Source organism: Variovorax sp. FW301-JW7 (assembly GCF_058788795.1).
In genome coordinates, this window is the sequence record NZ_JBYTBC010000003.1 from 1 (window position 1) to 16,524 (window position 16,524).

The following is a 16,524-nucleotide window of genomic DNA, read 5'->3' on the forward strand; positions in this document are numbered from 1 at the left end:
CGAAGCGAGTTTGGGCGAGACCCCGCGAAACGTGAGCACCGCAGGTTGCCCGTAGCGAAGCGGAGGGACGCAGACAGCAGGGTCGCCTTTCTTTTGCCTACGTTTCTTTGGCGAAGCAAAGAAAAGTAGGTCGCCTGCCGGGGCGAGACCCGGCCTCGGGAAGCAAATCCCTGAAGACGTCCAACTACCGAGGTAGCGCCAATGCAAACGGCAAACTAACCACCCCAAGGATGGTCGACAGCGTCACCAGCCCCGCGACGTACGGTCCGTTGTAGCCCATCCGCGCCGCCAACACATAGGCACTCGACGCGGTCGGCACGGCTGAGAAGGCCATCAACACCGAAGCCTGCGTAACGTCCAGCTTCAAAGCCAGCGACAACCCCCAGGCCACCAGCGGCAAGAAGAAATGCCGTATCGCCAACACCGACACCGCCAGCACCTTCCCGCGCCCCAGCGTCGCGAACTGCATGCCGGCCCCGGCCGCCAGCAGCCCCAACGCCAGCGACGCAGCCCCGATCCGCGTGAGCGTCGGCGTCAACCAGCCAGGCACCGTGAGCCCCAGCACATTGGCCAGCAGCCCCGCCAGCGTCGCCACGATCAGCGGATTGCGCACCAGCTGCCGCACGAAGCCCGTCTGCGCATGCCGCGTCATCGGCCACACGGCGGCGATGTTGAACATCGGCACGCACACGCCGATCAGCACCGCGATCAGCAGCAGGCCTTCAGGCCCGGCCAGCCGCTCGGCCAGCGCCAGGCAGATGAAGGAGTTGAAGCGGAACGCGATCTGCGCGCTCGCGGCATGGTCGTGCCGGTCGATGTGCGATCGCAGGCCCGGCACGAAGGGCAGGGCGTAGGCCATCGCGATGCCGGCCAGCCCGACGCCGACGCCCGCGGTCAGCAGGCTCGAGGTCGCACCGAAGTCGAGCGGGCTGCGCACGATCGAATGGAACAGCAGGACGGGAAATAGAAAGTAATACACCAGGCTCTCGACCTGGTCCCACACGCGGCGGTCGAGCGCGGTGTAGCGGCACAGGAGCCAGCCGATGGCGATGAGGGAGAAATCGGGGAAGAGCAGCTGCGCGTAGTTCACCGCTTCGAGCATAAACCGGCACAACCGTGGGTATTCCACAGCATGACGGAAAGCCCCGACCCGCTAGCATCCGGGCTTCGCTTTTTTCCGGCCGCCCCGGCCGGTCCCGTCTAGTCAAGGAGTTATCGATGCAACGTCGTCAATGGAGCGCGCTTGCGGGCGCCGCCGCGCTGGTCGCAGTGGCAGGCCAGAGTTTTGCGCAAGGCTATCCCAACAAGCCGGTCGAACTGAGCGTGCCGTTCGCACCCGGCGGCACGACGGACATCGTGGCGCGCGTGATCGCCGACCCGCTGGGCAAGGTGCTGGGCCAGCCCGTGGTGGTGATCAACCGCGCCGGTGGCGGCGGCATCGTGGGCGCGGCCGAAACGGCGCGCGCACCGGCCGATGGCTACAAGCTGGGCGTGGCCACGGTGTCGAGCACGGCGGCCAACCCGGCCATCAACCCGAAGACGCCGTACGACCCGATCACCGACTTCACGCCGATCATCAACATCGCGGCCACGCCGAACGTGATCGCGGTGAACCCGAGCTTCCCCGCCAAGAACTACGCCGAGTTCGTGGCCGAGCTGAAGAAGAACCCGGGCAAGTATTCGTACGCCTCGTCGGGCACGGGCGGCATCGGCCACCTGCTGATGGAGCTGTACAAGAGCCTGACCACCACCTTCGTCACGCACATCCCGTACCGCGGCGCAGGCCCGGCGCTGAACGACGTGGTGGCCGGCCAGGTGCCGATCATCTTCGACAACCTGCCCTCGGCGATGCCTTTCATCCAGAGCGGACGCCTGGTGCCGATCGTGGTGTCGGCGCCCCAGCGCGTGGCCGGCCTGCCGAACGTGCCGACCTTCAAGGAAGTCGGCCTGGAGCCGGTGAACCGCATGGCCTACTACGGCATCCTCGGCCCCAAGGGCCTGCCGAAGGAAGTGGTCGACAAGATCAACGCCGGCGTGAAGAAGGCGGTGGAAGATCCGGCCGTGAAGAAGCGCATCGAAGACACCGGCTCGCTGATCGTGGCCAACACGCCCGACCAGTTCGCCGCGCAGATCAAGGCCGAGTTCGACGTGTACAAGCAGGTCGTGAAGAAGCAGAACCTCAAGCTCGACTGACCGGCTTCGCTCCCAATAAAAGCCGCCCGCGTTCCGGGCGGCTTTTTCTTTTGTTATCTTGCACCGCATGACCGAGGCCGCCGCCGCTCCCCCCACCGCCGACATCGACACCTTCATCGACGCCCTCTGGCTCGAGGACGGGCTGTCGAAGAACACGCTGGCCGCCTACCGCCGCGACCTCGCGCTGTTCGCGCAGTGGTTGCGCGAACAGCGCGATGGCATGGGGCTGGACGCCGCGCGCGAGACCGACCTGCAGGCCTACATGGGCGTGCGCCTGTCCACCAAGGGCAAGGCGACGTCGGCGAACCGGCGGCTCACGGTGTTCAAGCGCTACTACCGCTGGGCGCTGCGCGAGCGGCGCATCACGGCCGACCCGAGCATCCGCCTGATGCCCGCGCGGCAGATGCCGCGCGCGATCAAGACGTTGTCCGAAAAGCAGGTCGACGACCTGCTGGCCGCACCCGATGTCGAGAGCCCGCTCGGCCTGCGCGACCGCGCCATGCTGGAGCTGATGTACGCGAGCGGCCTGCGCGTGAGCGAACTGGTGGCGCTGAAGGCCATCGACATGAGCCTGAACGACGGCGTGCTGCGCGTGCTCGGCAAGGGCAACAAGGAACGCCTCGTGCCCTTCGGCGGCGAGGCGCGGCGCTGGATCGAGCGCTACCTCGACGAGTCGCGCCCCGTGATCCTCGACGGCCAGCAGACGCCCGACCTGTTCGTGACGGCGCGCGGCGCGGGCATGACGCGCGTGATGTTCTGGGTCATCGTGAAGAAGCAGGCCGCGGCGGCCGGCATCCACGTGCCGCTGTCGCCGCACACGCTGCGCCATGCGTTCGCGACACACCTGCTGAACCATGGTGTCGACCTGCGCGCGGTGCAGCTGCTGCTGGGCCATGCAGACATTTCGACCACCACCATCTACACGCACGTGGCGCGCGAGCGCCTGAAGCAGCTGCACGCGGCGCACCATCCGCGCGGCTGACGCGGCGTTTTCAGCTCTTGCGTTTGCGCGCTTCGATGGCGGGCACCAGCGTGTCGTAGAAGGCGCTGACCATGCGCATCTCGCGCCGCTCGGCCAGGCACAGCACGTGGGCGTAGGTAAAAATTTCGGTGTCGCTGAAGCCGACCATGTGCAGGTTGGGCCCCGGCACGAACTCCACGCCCGACACGGCCGCGATGCCAAGGCCTTGCGCCACGGCTTCGCGGATCACTTCGCGGCTGCTGATCTCCATCACCACGTCGACCTCGACCTTGGCTTTCGTGAGCGCCAGCTCGAGTGCCTTGCGCGTGGTCGAGCCTTGCTCGCGCAGGATGAGCCGTTCGCCCTGCAGCTCCGCGAGCCGGATGTTGCGCCGCTTCGCGAAGCGGTGCGTGGAGGGCACGAACATCACGACCGGGTGCTGGCTGAAGGGCACCGACAGAAAGCGGTCGTCGCGCACCAACTGCGCAAGCACACCCACGTCGGCGCTGTAGTCGAGCAGGCGGTCGAGCACGTCCTGTGAATTGCCGGTGCTCACCGTCACCTTCACGTCGGGGTAGCGCAGGCTGAAGTCGACCAGCATCTTGGTCACGTGGTACGGGCCCACGGCCGCCACGCGCAGGTGACCGGTGCGCAGCTTGCCGGCGTCGCCGAGCAGCGCCACCGCATCGCCTTCGAGGCTGAAGATCTGCTGCGCGAGCTGCATGAGTTGTTCGCCGATTTCGGTGAGCTGCACGCGCCGGCCGCGCCGGTGAAAGAGCTCGACCTGGTAGGCCTCTTCGAGAAAGCGCACCTGCGTGGTGATGGTGGGCTGGCTCACGTGCAGGTGCTCGGCAGCCCGCGTGAAGCTGCCTTCGCGGGCCACGGCATAGAAGGAACGCAACTGGGTCAGGCGCATCGCGGGAGTCTTTCTTATCTATAGGTTCAGTATATAGATCATCGAAAAAATTTGAATTGGATAGATGCGAGCCTCGGTGATGTACTCGCGCTCAAGACGGACCAGGCCTCGACAGAAAAACGCCGGACGTCCCGAATCCTCGCGTTGTCATGACCATGACACGCACGACTGGAAGACTCGAGACGGGTACTTTTGCCCTTCGAAACGACCTGAGGATTCCATGCAACGCAGACCACTGGAGACAACCATGATGAAGCGTAGAAAGCTGCTGCTCGGCACTGCCGCCGTGACAGCGTCCGCCTTCGTGCCGATGGCACGGGCACAGCAGGTTCTCACTGTCGGGCTGATTCCTTCCGAGGACTCGCGCGCCATGATTGCCAACAGCCAGGCCATGATGGACATGCTGTCCAAGGCCCTCGGTTTCGCGGTCAAGCCCTTCGTGGCGGCCGACTACAACGGGGTGATCGAAGCGCTGCGTTCCAAGCGGCTCGACGTGGCCTACCTCGGCCCCTTCTCGTATGTGCTGGGCACCACGGTGGCCGACATCGAGGCCTTTGCAGTGGCCGAGACCAAGAAGGCCGGGCGCTCCTACTATCACAGCCAGATCGTGACCCACAAGGACACCGGCATCAAGACGGTGGCCGACCTCAAGGGCAAGACCTTCGCCTTCGTCGATCCCAGCTCCACTTCGGGCCACCTGTTCCCGAAGGCCGGCCTGATCAAGGCGGGCTTCAACCCCGACAAGGATTTCGGCCGCGTGATCTTCTCGGGCTCGCACGACTCGAGCGCGATCGCGGTGCAGAACAAGAAGGTCGATGCCGCGGCCATCGCCGACCGCATCCTCGATGCTGCCGTGTCCAAGGGCCTGGTCAAGCGCGAAGACCTGGTCGAGGTCTGGAAGTCGGACCCGATCCCCGAGTCGCCCACCGTGTGGCGCAAGGACCTGCCCGCCGACCTGAAGACGCGCGTGCAGGCCGCCTTCCTGCAGGTGAAGGACATCCCCTGGTCCGACCAGGGCCTGCTCAACGGTTTCCATCCGACCAACGACGCGGCCTACAACATCATCCGCGACACGGCCAAGGTGCTGAACCTCGACCTGAGGAAGATGAAATGATCGAGATCCGCGGGCTGTGCAAGCGCTACGGCGACTTCACCGCGCTCCACCGTGTGGACCTCACGGTGGCCAAGGGTGAGTTCGTCGTCATCCTCGGCGCGTCGGGTGCGGGCAAGTCGACGCTGCTGCGTTGCATCAACCACCTGGCCGAGCCGAGCGAAGGCGAGATCCATGTGGACGGCGAGCGCTCGCGCGGTGACCGCGCCGGGCTGCGCAAGGTGCGCCGCGACGTCGCGATGATCTTCCAGCACTACAACGTGGTGCCGCGTCTGTCGGTGCTCAAGAACGTGCTGACGGGGCGGCTGGGTTCCATGCCCGCGATGCTGTCGTGGTTCCAGGTGTTCCCCTCGAAGGACATCGCCATCGCCCGCGAATGCCTGCGCCGCGTCGAGCTCGACCACAAGGCCGACTTGCGCACCGACACGCTCTCGGGCGGGCAAAAGCAGCGCGTCGGCATTGCCCGTGCGCTGGCGCAAAAGCCCAAGGTGATCCTGGCCGATGAACCCGTGGCCAGCCTCGACCCGAAGACCTCGCGCAAGGTGCTCAACTACCTGAAGCAGGCCAGCCGGCAGGACGGCATCACCGTGATCTGCAACCTGCACCAGGTCGACTACGCCCGCGAGTTCGCGCAGCGCGTGATCGGCGTGGCGGGCGGACGCATCGTGTTCGAAGGCCGGCCCGACGAGCTGACCGACGAGGTGCTGCACCTCATCTATCCGGGTGGCGTGGACGAGGGCACCGAAGCCGCTGTTGCAGGCGCAGAGCCCGAGACCGCAACGCCGACCGTGCCCGCCGCGGCCCTTCATGCGGTGCCGGCGCGCACCGCTCCGCAACTCGCCATGGAGCAATCATGATCGCCATCGGACGCTTCAACGTGCTGATCGCCAAGAGCGGCGGCAACCCCGGGTGGTGGAAATACGCCGTCGCCGTGCTCGCCGGCATCGGCGTGCTCTGGTGGGCCGCCATCGGCAGCCAGGTGAGCTTCGGCGAACTGGCCAAGGGCATGCCGTGGATCGCCGACTTCCTCGGGCGCATGCTGCCGCCCAACTGGGAGTTCATGCAGAAGCTCGTGGGTCCGGCCATCGAGACCGTGCAGATCGCGCTGTGGGGCACGTTGCTCGCGGTGATCCTGGCGGTGCCGCTGTGCTTCTTTGCGGCGCGCAACATCTCGCCGAACGTCGCCGTGTTCCACGCGATGCGGCAGGTGCTGAACATCACGCGCGGCATCAACGAGATCATCCTGGCGCTGATCTTCGTGGCGGCCGTGGGCCTCGGTCCGTTCCCCGGCGTGCTGGCCCTGGCGCTGCATGGCGCGGGCATGCTCGGCAAGTTCTTCGCCGAGTCGATCGAGGAGATCGACCAGGGCCCGCTCGAGGCGCTGCGCGCCACTGGTGCGGGACCGATCCAGACCATCATCTTCGGCGTCATTCCGCAGGTGGTCACCGCGTGGATCGGCGTGATCGTCTACCGCTTCGAGACCAACCTGCGCCAGGCCACCGTGCTGGGCATGGTGGGCGCGGGCGGCATCGGCTTCGAGCTCGTGGGCAGCATGAAGCTGTTCCAGTACCAGGACACGGCCACCTGCATCCTGGTGATCGTCGTGATGGTCATGACGGCCGACTACCTCTCGACCCGGCTGCGTGGCTGGATCCAGCAGGGCGCGCACCGGTGACCCGATCGCTCTTCGCGTCTTTCCCCGCGGCGTTCGCCGCCTCCTGAAGAAACCCTTCCATGAGCGCCAACTACCACAACCCCGTGCACAGCGTGTACGGGGCAGGGGCCCTGCTGTCCCTGCCGAAGCTGCTCGAAGGCCGGCGCGCCGCGCTGGTGACCTTTCCCGAGGCGCGCGCGCTGGGTCTGCTCGACCGACTGGAGGCCGTGCTCGGCGACGCGCTGGCCTGCACGCTCGACCAGACGCGGCCCAACCCCGACGTGGCGGAGCTGGCCGAAACCTACGAATGGTTCTGGCGCACGCATGCCGACGTGGAGGTGATCGTCGCGGTCGGCGGCGGCAGCGCCATCGACACGGCGAAGGCGCTGATGGTGGCCGACGATGGCGGGCGCTTCGCCGATCTGGTGGCGGGGCTCGCGGGCGAGCGGCCCTTCGTGGCCACGCGCCACAAGACGCTCATCGCCGTGCCCACCACCGCCGGCACCGGCAGCGAGGTCACGCCCTGGGCCACCATCTGGGACCGCGAGCGGCAGAAGAAGTACTCGCTGCACCTGCCGCAGACCTGGCCGACCTATGCGGTCATCGACCCCGAGCTGATGCTGTCGCTGCCGGCAGCGGTCACGCTGCAAAGCGGGCTCGATGCGCTGTCGCACGCGCTCGAAGCGATCTGGAACGTCAACGCCAATCCGCTGTCGGACACCTTCGCAGTCGCAGCTGTGCAGGACACGCTGGAGGTGCTGCCGCAGCTCATGGCGCGGCTCGACGACGTTGACCTGCGCGGGCGCATGGCGCTCGCAGCGCTGAAGGCCGGCATGGCGTTTTCCAACACCAAGACCGCGCTCGCCCATTCCATCTCCTACGAGATGACGCTGCGCTACGGCCTGCCGCACGGCATCGCCTGTTCGTTCCCGCTGCCGATGGTGCTGGCGCGCGCGATCGGCCGCCGGCCCGACCGCGACGCGGTGCTGGCGCAGGCGCTGCGCATGCCGCTGGCCGATGCGCCGGCGCAGCTCGCGGCCTTCATCGAGTCGCTGGGCGTGAAGACGCGCTTCGCCGACTACGGCGTGGGCGAGGACGAGGCGCGCGAGATGCTGCGCCATGCGCAGGGCGGGGCGCGCGGGCGCAACTTCATCGGCAACGACGTGCAGGTGCAAGAAGCCTGAGCTGCGCAGGGGCTGCAAGGGCCCGGGATGTTTCAAAATGGACGCTCCCATTCAAGAGAGATCCAGAGACATCCATGAACCTTCGCAGACTCTGCACCGGCCTCGCACTGGCCACGACCGCCGGCCTCGCCATCGCCCAGGGCTTTCCCACCGCCAAGCCCATCCGCCTGATCGTCGGCTACCCGCCCGGCGGCGGCATCGACTTCGCGGCGCGCACGGTGCAGGTGCCGCTGCAGGAAGCGCTCAAGCAGCAGCTGGTGGTCGACTACAAGCCGGGCGCCAGCGGCATGATCGCGGCCACCGAACTCACGCGCCAGCCGGCCGACGGCTACACGCTGCTGCTGGCCAACACCGGTCCCTTCGCGATCGCGCCGTACCTGCAGAGCAAGCCGCCGTACGACCCGATCAAGCAGTTCACCTACATCGGCCAGATCAGCCAGGGCAGCTACATCGCCGTGACGCGGCCCGACCATCCGGCGAAGAACCTCAAGGAGTTCGTGGCGTGGGCCAAGGGCCAGCCGGGCAAGGTCAACTTCGCCTCGGGCGGCAACGGCACCTCGACGCACCTGAACGGCGAGCTCATGAACCAGGTGACGGGCCTGGACATGACGCACGTGCCGTACAAGGGCAGCGCGCCTGCGGTGCAGGACCTGCTTGGCGGGCAGACGCAGATCCTCATCGACGCGGGCAGCGTGCTGCTGCCGCAGGTGAAGGGCGGCAAGCTCAAGGCGCTGGCCGTGACCGGTCCCGTGCGCGATCCGCAACTGCCCGACGTGCCGACGGTGAAGGAGCTGGGCCTCGCAGGCATGGAGGCGGTCGGCTTCCAGGGGCTGGTCGGCCCCGCCAACATGCCCAAGGAGGTGGTCGATCGCCTGTCGGGTGAGCTCGCGAAAGCACTGGCGACGCCCGAGATCAAGGCCAAATTCGCGACGGCCGGCGCCGAGGTGCATCCGCTCGGTCCGGCGGCCTTTGCGGCTTTCGTCAAGGCGGACAATGAGAAGTGGTCCAGGCTGATCCGCGAGCGCAAGCTGCAGCTGGACTGACCGATCTTTCTTCTTCTCCTCGACGCATGCCTTTCATCGACACCATGAACTTCCTCGCCGCCTCCAAGCCTTCGCGACGCACCACGACCCGGCTGCTCGCCGCCGCGGCGCTGTGCGCGGCCAGCGGTGCGCACGCGCAGGCCGTGCCGCGCACGGTGCGGCTCATCGTGGCCTACCCGGCGGGCGGCGTGAGCGACGTGGTCGCGCGCGCGCTCGGCGACCGGCTTGCCGCGCAGCTGGGCACCACGGTGATCGTCGACAACCGCGCGGGCGCGAGCGGCGCCATCGGCATGGACGCCGTGGCCAAGGCCGCGCCCGACGGCGCGACGCTGGGCTTCTCGGCCATCAGCCCGCTGGTGCTGAGCCCGCACCTGGGCAAGTTGTCGTTCGACCCGCTGAAGGACATCGTGCCGGTGGCCAGCGTGATGTATTCGCCCGTGCTGTTGGTGGCCACGCCCACCAGCAAGGCGAAAGATTTCCGCGCGCTGATTGCCGAGGCCAAGGCGCAGCCCGGCGCGGTGCGCTGGGCCACGTCGGGGCCGGCCTCGCTCGGGCACATCGTGCTCGAGCAGGTGAAGGCGACGGCGGGCGTGGACATCACGCACGTGCCGTACAAGGGCGGCGGCCAGCAGCTCAACGACGCGCTGAGCGGGCAGTTCGAAATCTTGTCGACCAACGCCAGCCCGACGCTGTCGGCGCACATCCAGTCGGGCAAGCTGCGCCCGCTGGCGGCCGGTGCGCCCGCGCGGCTCGAGAGTCTGCCGCAGGTGCCCACGCTGGCCGAGCTGGGCTACAGCGCGGCCAACATCCATTCGCTGTTCGGCGTGTTCGCGCCCGCGGGCACGCCGGCGGCGCTGGTCGCGAAGTACAACGCCGAGATCAACAAGGCGCTCGCCAGCCCCGAGCTGCGCGCCAAGCTCACGGCCACCGACAACGTGCCCGCCCCGGGCACGCCGGCCGCCTTCGCCAAGGAAATCGCCAGCGAGTTCGAGAGCAACGGCCGCATCGTGAAGGCCGCGGGCATCAAGGCCGATTGACCCCGGCGCTTGCAGGGGTGGGTTTCCCTACCTTATAGTAGGTAGATGAACGACGCTTCCACCCTGGCCCCCGGCGGCACCCGCGATCAGATCCTCGCGGTGGCGCGCGGGCTCATCGAAACCCGTTCGTACCTGGGCTTCAGCTTCCAGGACGTGGCCAACGCGGTGGGCGTGCGCAAGGCGAGCCTGTACCACCACTTTCCCACCAAGGAAGCGCTGGGCATCGCGGTGATCCAGGGCGCCACGCAGGGTTTCAAGGACTGGGTGGCGGCGCGCGCGCGCGAGCCCAAGGACGCGCTCGAATCCTATTTCCGCATGTACCGCAACACGCTGAAGGCCGGCGCGGGCCTGTGCCCGGCGGGCGCGCTGGCGCCGGGCTGGGACTGCATCAACGAGGACCTGCGCCAGGCCGTGCAGGCGCTGCGCAACACGCAGGTGATGTGGCTCACCGGCGTGCTCGGCGCGCTGGTGCCGGCGCAGGCGCAGAAAGACAACCCCGTGGCCTCGCTCGCGGCCTTCGTGTTCTCGTCGTGCCAGGGCGCGCTGCTCGCGTCCCGCATGACGGGGCGCGTCGAAGACTTCGACGACGCCATCGCCCAACTGCGGCGCGCACTGCCGCTGGACTGACCGATCCGTTTCACCACGGGCACGCCGGGCGTGCCTTTTTTTGAACCCCGAAGCCTACCGATTGGAAGGTAGTTTTTCTCCAAGGAGTGTTCCCATGAAAGCCGTGATTTCCGCCTACGCCCGTTCCCCGTTCCACTTCGCGAAGAAGGGCGCGCTGGCCGAAGTGCGCCCCGACACGCTCGCCGCCGGCGTGGTGCAGGGCCTGCTGCAGCGCACCGACCTCGACCCGGCGCTGCTCGAAGACATCATCCTGGGCTGCGCCTACCCCGAGGCGTCGCAGGGCAACAACCTCGCGCGCATCGTCGGGTTGCTGGCCGGACTGCCGCACGAGGTGGGCGGCATGACGGTGAACCGCTTCTGCGGCTCGTCGATGCAGGCCGTGCACATCGCCGCCGCGCAGATCGAGGCGGGCATGGGCGACGCCTTCCTGTGCGTGGGCGTGGAGTCGATGACGATGGTGCCGCAAGGCGGCTTCAACTTCTCGCCCAGCCCCGAGCTGCTGGCGAACAGCGATGCCTACATCTCCATGGGCGAGACGGCCGAGAACGTCGCGCAGCGCTGGAACGTGAGCCGCGCCGACCAGGAAGCGCTGGCCGTCGAATCGCACCGCAAGGCGACCGAGGCGCGCGCGCAGGGCCGGCTGGCCGGCGAGATCGTGCCCGTGCGCCTGGCCTCCGGCGAGGTGGTCGATGCCGACGGCTGCATCCGCCCCTCGACCTCGGCCGAGGCGCTGGCCAACCTCAAGCCCGCGTTCCGCCCCGACGGCTTGGTGACGGCCGGCACCTCGTCGCCGCTGACCGATGGCGCGGCGGCTGTGCTGGTCACCAGCGACGCCTTCGCTGTGAAGCACGGCCTGAAGCCGCTGGCGCGCATCCGTTCGTTCGCGACCGTGGGCGTCGACCCGGCCGTCATGGGCATCGGCCCGATTCCCGCCACGCGCAAGGCGCTGGCACGCGCGGGCCTGAGCGTGGCCGACCTCGACGTGGTCGAGATCAACGAGGCCTTCTCGTCGCAGGCGCTGGCCTGCATCCGCGACCTCGGGCTCGACCCGGCCACCGTCAACCTCGACGGCGGCGGCCTGGCCATCGGCCACCCGCTGGGCGCGACCGGTGCGCGCATCACGGGCAAGGCGGCGGCGCTGCTGGCGCGCGAGAACGGCCGCTATGCGCTGGCCACGCAATGCATCGGCGGCGGGCAGGGCATCGCCACCATCCTCGAGCGCGTCTGATCGCCCGAGAATGACGGGCAACGCAACAAGGAGACTCCCATGGACAAGCTGTATCTCGAAGACCTGAAGGTCGGCGACCGTTTCCAGAGCGGCGAACACCTGCTCGACGCGGCGCAGATCAAGGCCTTCGCGCAGCAGTTCGACCCACAGCCCTTCCACACCGACGAAGAGGCCGCCAAGAACACCTTCTTCGGCGGGCTGGCCGCGAGCGGCTGGCACACGGCGGCGCTCACGATGAAGCTGCTGGTCGACAGCGGCATCCCGCTGGCCGACGGCATCATCGGTTCGGGCGGCGAGCTGCAGTGGCCCAAGCCGACGCGGCCCGGCGACGTGCTGCATGTGGTGAGCGAGGTGGTCGACATCACGCCCTCGCGCTCCAAGCCCGGCCGCGCGATGGTCTCGATGCGCTGCCAGACGCGCAACCAGCGCGGCGAGGTGCTGCAGTACTTCACGCCGAAGCTGGTGGTGCACAGCCGCACCGCGACGTCCTGACTCTCAAACTCAGACGACGCGCAGGCCCAGCTCCTCGACCAGCGCGGCGGCCTGCCGGTGGGAGATGGTCGCGCCCTTGAACGGCGCGGCGTTGGCCAGCCGCAGGCCGCCCAGGTCCACGTCGCGCAGGTCGGCGCCTTCGAAGCGCGCGAGCTTCAGGTGCGCGTTGCGCAGGCTGCCGCCTTCGAACACGGTTTCGCGGAAATCGCAGCCCGAGAGGTCGGCCTCCGACAGGTCGAGCTGCGCGAGCGTCTGCTTGCGGAACGACAGGCCGCGCAGGTGCGCGTCGACCAGCAGCGAATCCTTGAACACGATGCCCAGCGCCGACACTTCGCCGAAGTGCGCGCCCGTGAGCTTCACGCCCGTGAAGAGCGCCGAGGCCAGCTTGGCGCGCGCCCACTGCGTGTTGTTGAGGTCGCAGTCCTGGAAGCGCGCGTTCGTGAGGTCGGCCAGGCCGAAGTCGGCCTGGCGCGCACGGCAACCGGTCCAGCGCGTGTCGGCCAGCTGCGCGCGGTCGAACGAGGTTTCGGCGAAGCTGCACAGCGTGAACTGCGCGCCGCGCAGATCGAGGCGCGACAGGTCGGCCTCGTCGAAATGGCAGCGTTCGAAATGCGGCGGCGCGTCGCGGCCCTGCAGGCAGGCCTGCAGCTCGGCGCGTGACCAGGTCTGGTCGGAAATCACATCGGTCATTCGGGGCGGGAGTCGGTCAGCGCGCGCAGCTCTGCGGGGCTGAAGCCCGCCCGGCCGCGTGCTTCGAGGTTGAAAGGCGGCTTGTGGCGCGGCGCGTCGTAGCGCGCGACCAGGGCCGGGTAGTTGGCTTCGGCGTCGAGCCCGGCGCGCTCGCACAGCCAGCGGTACCAGTGGTTGCCGATGGCCACGTGGCCCACTTCATCGCGCAGGATGATGTCGAGGATTTCCACGGCGCGCAGCGCATCGGGCGTGTTCACGCGCTTCAGCTTGGACTGGATCAGCGGCGTGGCATCGAGCCCGCGCGCCTCGAGCGTGCGCGGCACCAGCGCCATGCGCGCGAGCACGTCGTCCTTGGTCTTCTCGCACATGTTCCACAGGCCGTCATGGCCCGGAAAGTCGCCGTAGCGCCAGCCCATGGCCTGCAGGTGCGTGTGCAGCAGCGTGAAGTGCTGCGCCTCCTCGTCGGCCACGCGCAGCCAGTCGCGGTAGTAGGGCTCGGGCATGCCGTCGTAGCGCCACACGGCGTCCAGCGCGAGGTTGATCGCGTTGAACTCGATGTGGCAGATCGAATGGATCAGCGCGGCGCGGCCTTCGGGCGTGAAGGGCGAGCGCTTCTGCACGGCGGTGGCGGCCACGCGAAGCGGGCGCTCGGGACGGCCGGGCACGCCTTCATCGTCGCCGGGCGTGCGCAGGGGCTCGAGTGCTATGGAAACAGTAGCTGTCTGTGCAGCCGTGGCGCGCGTGGCGGCCACCTTGTCGTCGGGGTCTGTCAGGCGCAGCGCGGCCAGCGCGCTCAATCGGGGGTGCATCCCTACAATTCTAGTTTTGCCCCTCCGGAGACAACCACGATGGCGATTTACGAATTGGATGGCATTGCCCCGCGCCTTGGCGAAGGCGCATGGGTCGCGGACAGCGCCCAGGTCATGGGCAATGTCGAACTGGCCGAGAACGCGAGCGTCTGGTTCGGCGCCGTGCTGCGCGGCGACACCGAGGTGCTGACCATCGGGCGCAACAGCAACATCCAGGACCTGTCGGTGCTGCACGCCGACATCGGCTGCCCGCTGACCATCGGCGACAACGTGACGGTGGGGCACCAGGTGATGCTGCACGGCTGCACCATCGGCGACAACTCGCTGATCGGCATCCAGGCGGTGGTCTTGAATAACGCCAGGATCGGCCGCAATTCGATCGTTGGCGCCGGCAGCGTCGTGACCGAGGGCAAGGAGTTTCCCGACAACTCCCTCATCATCGGCTCGCCCGCCAAGGTGGTGCGCACGCTCGACGATGCCGCCGCCGCCAAGCTGCGGCAAAGCGCCGAGCACTACGTAGAAAACGCCCATCGCTTCGCGAAGGGCCTGAAGAAAATTGGCTAACCCCCAGGCTTGCCCACTTCGTGTGGCCTCCTACCCCCTTGCAGGGGGCAATACCTGCGGCCCGGCAAAGCCGGTTCCGCGGTATTCCACGTGAAGACAGCCTGATTAAGAGAAAGATGATGTTTTGAGCGAGCTGCACAAATTCCTGTTCGATGGCCTGCCGGTGCGCGGCATGATCGTGCGCCTGACGGATGCGTGGCAGGAGATCCTTGCGCGGCGCGCCTCCAACACCGCCACCGGCCCGTACCCGCCGCCGGTGGCCGAACTGCTCGGCGAGATGACGGCCGCGGCCACGCTGATGCAGTCGAACATCAAGTTCAACGGCGCGTTGATCCTGCAGATCTTCGGCGACGGCCCCGTGAAGGTGGCCGTGGCCGAGGCCAAGCCCGACCTGAGCCTGCGCGCCACCGCCAAGGTGATCGGCGACCTGCCGGCCGACGCGCGCCTGCCCGACATGGTCAACGTGAACAACAAGGGCCGCTGCGCGATCACGCTCGACCCGAAAGACAAGCTCCCGGGCGCCACGCCGTACCAGGGCGTCGTGCCGCTGTTCGGCGACGACGGCCAGAAGTTGGGCAAGCTCAGCGACGTGCTGCAGCACTACATGCTGCAAAGCGAGCAGCTCGACACCACGCTGGTGCTCGCGGCCGACGACAAGGTGGCGGCCGGCCTGCTGATCCAGCGCCTGCCGGTGAAGGGCGAGGGCAACCTCGAAGGCACCTCCGACAAGGACCGCGACCAGGCCAGCGAAGACCGCATCGGCCGCAACGAGGAATACAACCGCATCTCGATCCTCGCGTCGAGCCTCACGCGCGACGAATTGCTCACGCTCGACGTCGAGACCATCCTGCGCCGCCTGTTCTGGGAAGAAAAGCTGCTGCGCTTCGAACCGCAGGCCGGCCTGCTGGGCCCGCACTTCGCGTGCACCTGCGGCCGTGAGCGCGTGGCGCAGATGATTCGCGGGCTCGGTGTGGAAGAGGCCGAGGAAATCCTCGCCGAGCGCGGCGACATCGAGGTCGGCTGCGACTTCTGCGGCAAGCAGTACCGCTTCGACGCGATCGACACCGCGCAGCTGTTCAAGCCGCTGGGCGACCAGCTGCCGGGCAGCCCGGTCGTCCAGTAGGCGGCCCCGCGCAGCCGGTCAGGCCGGCTGCCGCAGCACCTTGACCATCGCGGCCAGGCGCTCGTTGCCCAGGCCCGCGCCCAGCGCGCGGTCGAACTGCCCCTTCAGGAACTCCGGAAAGCTCGCGTCGAGCTGCGCCTCGCGCGCCTGCTTCACGAACAGCCGGCCCGAGCCCGCGCAGGTGGCCATCGAACTCTCGGGCTCGCCGTACTGGCCGGCGTGGATGGCCTCGCCCTCGGCCTGGATCATTTCGCCGAGCACTGGCGAGATCGCGCCGATCATCTGCGAGAACCCGTCCACCGGAAGCCCTTCGGCTTCGCAGATGCGCACGCCGTGAAAGAACCCGCTCATGGCGCCGAACATGCACGAGAGCGTGGCCAGGTCCCAGGCCGCCGCGTTGCCGATCGGCTCGCCCATGTGCTGGATGTTGCCGGCGATGGCTTCGAGCAGCGGCCGGCAGGCGGCGAGGGCGTGTGCCTCGCCGGAGATGAAGAGCGGCGTGTCGGACCGGCCGATCTGGCTGGGCGTGGCGAGCAGGGCGCCGTCGAGATAAGCCACGCCGCTGAGCGCGGCCCAGTCGTCGCGCGCGTCCTGCGGCGTGCCGGTGCTCAGCTGCACCAGCACCTTGCCGCGCAGCGCGTCGTGAACGCCGGGAGTGGCGAGGATGGCGCGCGACACCGGGTAGTCGGCCACGCAGACCAGCACCACGGGGCTCGCCTGCACGGCGGCCAGGGCCGTGGGTGCGAGCACCGTACTCTGGTTCAACAGAGACTTCGCGCGCTCGGCCGTGCGGTTCCACACCGTCAGCGTGAATTTAGATTGAAGGGCGCGCGCGAGGGCCAGGCCCATGGGGCCGAGGCCGATAAGGGAAACGTCGGTCATGTGAAGTCCT

The 16,524-nt window shown here is 68.0% G+C and carries 18 protein-coding genes; 13 read left to right on the forward strand and 5 right to left on the reverse strand.

The genetic code is table 11. The features are described from left to right. Window positions 1-184: 184 nt before the first annotated feature. Window positions 185-1,102, reverse strand: a complete 918-nt coding sequence (locus AC3WQM_RS08470; protein ID WP_492677952.1) for an AEC family transporter — start codon at window positions 1,100-1,102, stop codon at window positions 185-187. 116 nt (window positions 1,103-1,218) lie between these two features. Here AC3WQM_RS08470 and AC3WQM_RS08475 point away from each other — a divergent pair, with 116 nt between their 5' ends. Then, window positions 1,219-2,193, forward strand: coding sequence for a tripartite tricarboxylate transporter substrate binding protein BugE (locus tag AC3WQM_RS08475; RefSeq protein ID WP_095947283.1), 975 nt, complete (start codon window positions 1,219-1,221; stop codon window positions 2,191-2,193). A gap of 67 nt (window positions 2,194-2,260) precedes the next feature. Continuing rightward, window positions 2,261-3,175, forward strand: coding sequence for a site-specific tyrosine recombinase XerD (gene xerD / locus AC3WQM_RS08480; RefSeq protein WP_492677954.1), 915 nt, complete (start codon window positions 2,261-2,263; stop codon window positions 3,173-3,175). A 10-nt stretch (window positions 3,176-3,185) separates the two neighbouring features. Here the strand turns inward: xerD and AC3WQM_RS08485 are convergent, their stop codons facing one another. Continuing rightward, the gene (locus AC3WQM_RS08485; RefSeq protein WP_487849210.1) at window positions 3,186-4,070 is read right to left on the reverse strand and encodes a LysR substrate-binding domain-containing protein; all 885 of its coding nucleotides are present in this window, start codon (window positions 4,068-4,070) and stop codon (window positions 3,186-3,188) included. A gap of 250 nt (window positions 4,071-4,320) precedes the next feature. Here AC3WQM_RS08485 and phnD point away from each other — a divergent pair, with 250 nt between their 5' ends. From phnD to AC3WQM_RS08530, 9 genes are all read left to right on the forward strand, one after another. Further along, window positions 4,321-5,184, forward strand: coding sequence for a phosphonate ABC transporter substrate-binding protein (phnD, locus tag AC3WQM_RS08490; RefSeq protein ID WP_489057662.1), 864 nt, complete (start codon window positions 4,321-4,323; stop codon window positions 5,182-5,184). Further along, on the forward strand, window positions 5,181-6,038 hold the full coding sequence (phnC, locus tag AC3WQM_RS08495) for a phosphonate ABC transporter ATP-binding protein (RefSeq protein ID WP_492677956.1): 858 nt from the start codon (window positions 5,181-5,183) through the stop codon (window positions 6,036-6,038). Before phnD ends, phnC begins: the two co-directional genes overlap by 4 nt. After that, the gene (gene phnE, locus AC3WQM_RS08500; RefSeq protein ID WP_099796268.1) at window positions 6,035-6,856 is read left to right on the forward strand and encodes a phosphonate ABC transporter, permease protein PhnE; all 822 of its coding nucleotides are present in this window, start codon (window positions 6,035-6,037) and stop codon (window positions 6,854-6,856) included. Before phnC ends, phnE begins: the two co-directional genes overlap by 4 nt. A gap of 59 nt (window positions 6,857-6,915) precedes the next feature. Beyond that, complete coding sequence (gene psrA / locus AC3WQM_RS08505; RefSeq protein WP_492677958.1) at window positions 6,916-8,019, forward strand: iron-containing alcohol dehydrogenase PsrA; 1,104 nt, start codon at window positions 6,916-6,918, stop codon at window positions 8,017-8,019. A 74-nt stretch (window positions 8,020-8,093) separates the two neighbouring features. Further along, on the forward strand, window positions 8,094-9,062 hold the full coding sequence (locus AC3WQM_RS08510; protein ID WP_492677960.1) for a Bug family tripartite tricarboxylate transporter substrate binding protein: 969 nt from the start codon (window positions 8,094-8,096) through the stop codon (window positions 9,060-9,062). Between the two features lie 44 nt (window positions 9,063-9,106). Then, a complete protein-coding gene (locus AC3WQM_RS08515) occupies window positions 9,107-10,099 on the forward strand; it encodes a Bug family tripartite tricarboxylate transporter substrate binding protein (RefSeq protein WP_492678867.1) in 993 nt (330 codons plus the stop codon). Window positions 10,100-10,144: 45 nt separating this feature from the next. Further along, window positions 10,145-10,726: a TetR/AcrR family transcriptional regulator gene (locus tag AC3WQM_RS08520; protein WP_492677962.1), complete on the forward strand. Its 582-nt coding sequence runs from the start codon at window positions 10,145-10,147 to the stop codon at window positions 10,724-10,726. Window positions 10,727-10,820: 94 nt separating this feature from the next. Continuing rightward, window positions 10,821-11,954 (forward strand): thiolase family protein, encoded by a 1,134-nt coding sequence (locus tag AC3WQM_RS08525; protein WP_492677964.1) that lies wholly within the window; start codon window positions 10,821-10,823, stop codon window positions 11,952-11,954. A 39-nt stretch (window positions 11,955-11,993) separates the two neighbouring features. After that, the gene (locus AC3WQM_RS08530; RefSeq protein WP_062474638.1) at window positions 11,994-12,446 is read left to right on the forward strand and encodes a MaoC family dehydratase; all 453 of its coding nucleotides are present in this window, start codon (window positions 11,994-11,996) and stop codon (window positions 12,444-12,446) included. Window positions 12,447-12,455: 9 nt separating this feature from the next. On the opposite strand, the gene AC3WQM_RS08535 is transcribed toward AC3WQM_RS08530, so the two are convergent. Together AC3WQM_RS08535 and AC3WQM_RS08540 are read right to left on the reverse strand one after the other, a co-directional pair. Beyond that, on the reverse strand, window positions 12,456-13,136 hold the full coding sequence (locus tag AC3WQM_RS08535; RefSeq protein ID WP_492677966.1) for a pentapeptide repeat-containing protein: 681 nt from the start codon (window positions 13,134-13,136) through the stop codon (window positions 12,456-12,458). Then, window positions 13,133-13,945 (reverse strand): ferritin-like domain-containing protein, encoded by an 813-nt coding sequence (locus AC3WQM_RS08540; RefSeq protein ID WP_492677968.1) that lies wholly within the window; start codon window positions 13,943-13,945, stop codon window positions 13,133-13,135. Before AC3WQM_RS08540 ends, AC3WQM_RS08535 begins: the two co-directional genes overlap by 4 nt. Before the next feature lie 39 nt (window positions 13,946-13,984). On the opposite strand from AC3WQM_RS08540, the gene AC3WQM_RS08545 reads away from it, so the two are divergent. After that, complete coding sequence (locus AC3WQM_RS08545) at window positions 13,985-14,509, forward strand: gamma carbonic anhydrase family protein (protein ID WP_489057369.1); 525 nt, start codon at window positions 13,985-13,987, stop codon at window positions 14,507-14,509. Window positions 14,510-14,633: 124 nt separating this feature from the next. Beyond that, window positions 14,634-15,632, forward strand: a complete 999-nt coding sequence (gene hslO, locus AC3WQM_RS08550; RefSeq protein WP_492677970.1) for an Hsp33 family molecular chaperone HslO — start codon at window positions 14,634-14,636, stop codon at window positions 15,630-15,632. Window positions 15,633-15,650: 18 nt separating this feature from the next. On the opposite strand, the gene AC3WQM_RS08555 is transcribed toward hslO, so the two are convergent. Next, entirely contained in the window at window positions 15,651-16,514 is an 864-nt protein-coding gene (locus tag AC3WQM_RS08555; RefSeq protein ID WP_492677972.1) for an NAD(P)-dependent oxidoreductase, read from the reverse strand. Window positions 16,515-16,524 lie beyond the last annotated feature (10 nt).

Bases quoted from the DNA above. Each gene is read 5' to 3' on its own strand.
- AC3WQM_RS08470 (WP_492677952.1), bottom strand. From the start codon at position 1,102: ATGCTCGAAGCGGTGAACTACGCGCAGCTGCTCTTCCCCGATTTCTCC.
- AC3WQM_RS08475 (WP_095947283.1), top strand. From the start codon at position 1,219: ATGCAACGTCGTCAATGGAGCGCGCTTGCGGGCGCCGCCGCGCTGGTC.
- xerD (WP_492677954.1), top strand. From the start codon at position 2,261: ATGACCGAGGCCGCCGCCGCTCCCCCCACCGCCGACATCGACACCTTC.
- AC3WQM_RS08485 (WP_487849210.1), bottom strand. From the start codon at position 4,070: ATGCGCCTGACCCAGTTGCGTTCCTTCTATGCCGTGGCCCGCGAAGGC.
- phnD (WP_489057662.1), top strand. From the start codon at position 4,321: ATGAAGCGTAGAAAGCTGCTGCTCGGCACTGCCGCCGTGACAGCGTCC.
- phnC (WP_492677956.1), top strand. From the start codon at position 5,181: ATGATCGAGATCCGCGGGCTGTGCAAGCGCTACGGCGACTTCACCGCG.
- phnE (WP_099796268.1), top strand. From the start codon at position 6,035: ATGATCGCCATCGGACGCTTCAACGTGCTGATCGCCAAGAGCGGCGGC.
- psrA (WP_492677958.1), top strand. From the start codon at position 6,916: ATGAGCGCCAACTACCACAACCCCGTGCACAGCGTGTACGGGGCAGGG.
- AC3WQM_RS08510 (WP_492677960.1), top strand. From the start codon at position 8,094: ATGAACCTTCGCAGACTCTGCACCGGCCTCGCACTGGCCACGACCGCC.
- AC3WQM_RS08515 (WP_492678867.1), top strand. From the start codon at position 9,107: ATGAACTTCCTCGCCGCCTCCAAGCCTTCGCGACGCACCACGACCCGG.
- AC3WQM_RS08520 (WP_492677962.1), top strand. From the start codon at position 10,145: ATGAACGACGCTTCCACCCTGGCCCCCGGCGGCACCCGCGATCAGATC.
- AC3WQM_RS08525 (WP_492677964.1), top strand. From the start codon at position 10,821: ATGAAAGCCGTGATTTCCGCCTACGCCCGTTCCCCGTTCCACTTCGCG.
- AC3WQM_RS08530 (WP_062474638.1), top strand. From the start codon at position 11,994: ATGGACAAGCTGTATCTCGAAGACCTGAAGGTCGGCGACCGTTTCCAG.
- AC3WQM_RS08535 (WP_492677966.1), bottom strand. From the start codon at position 13,136: ATGACCGATGTGATTTCCGACCAGACCTGGTCACGCGCCGAGCTGCAG.
- AC3WQM_RS08540 (WP_492677968.1), bottom strand. From the start codon at position 13,945: ATGCACCCCCGATTGAGCGCGCTGGCCGCGCTGCGCCTGACAGACCCC.
- AC3WQM_RS08545 (WP_489057369.1), top strand. From the start codon at position 13,985: ATGGCGATTTACGAATTGGATGGCATTGCCCCGCGCCTTGGCGAAGGC.
- AC3WQM_RS08555 (WP_492677972.1), bottom strand. From the start codon at position 16,514: ATGACCGACGTTTCCCTTATCGGCCTCGGCCCCATGGGCCTGGCCCTC.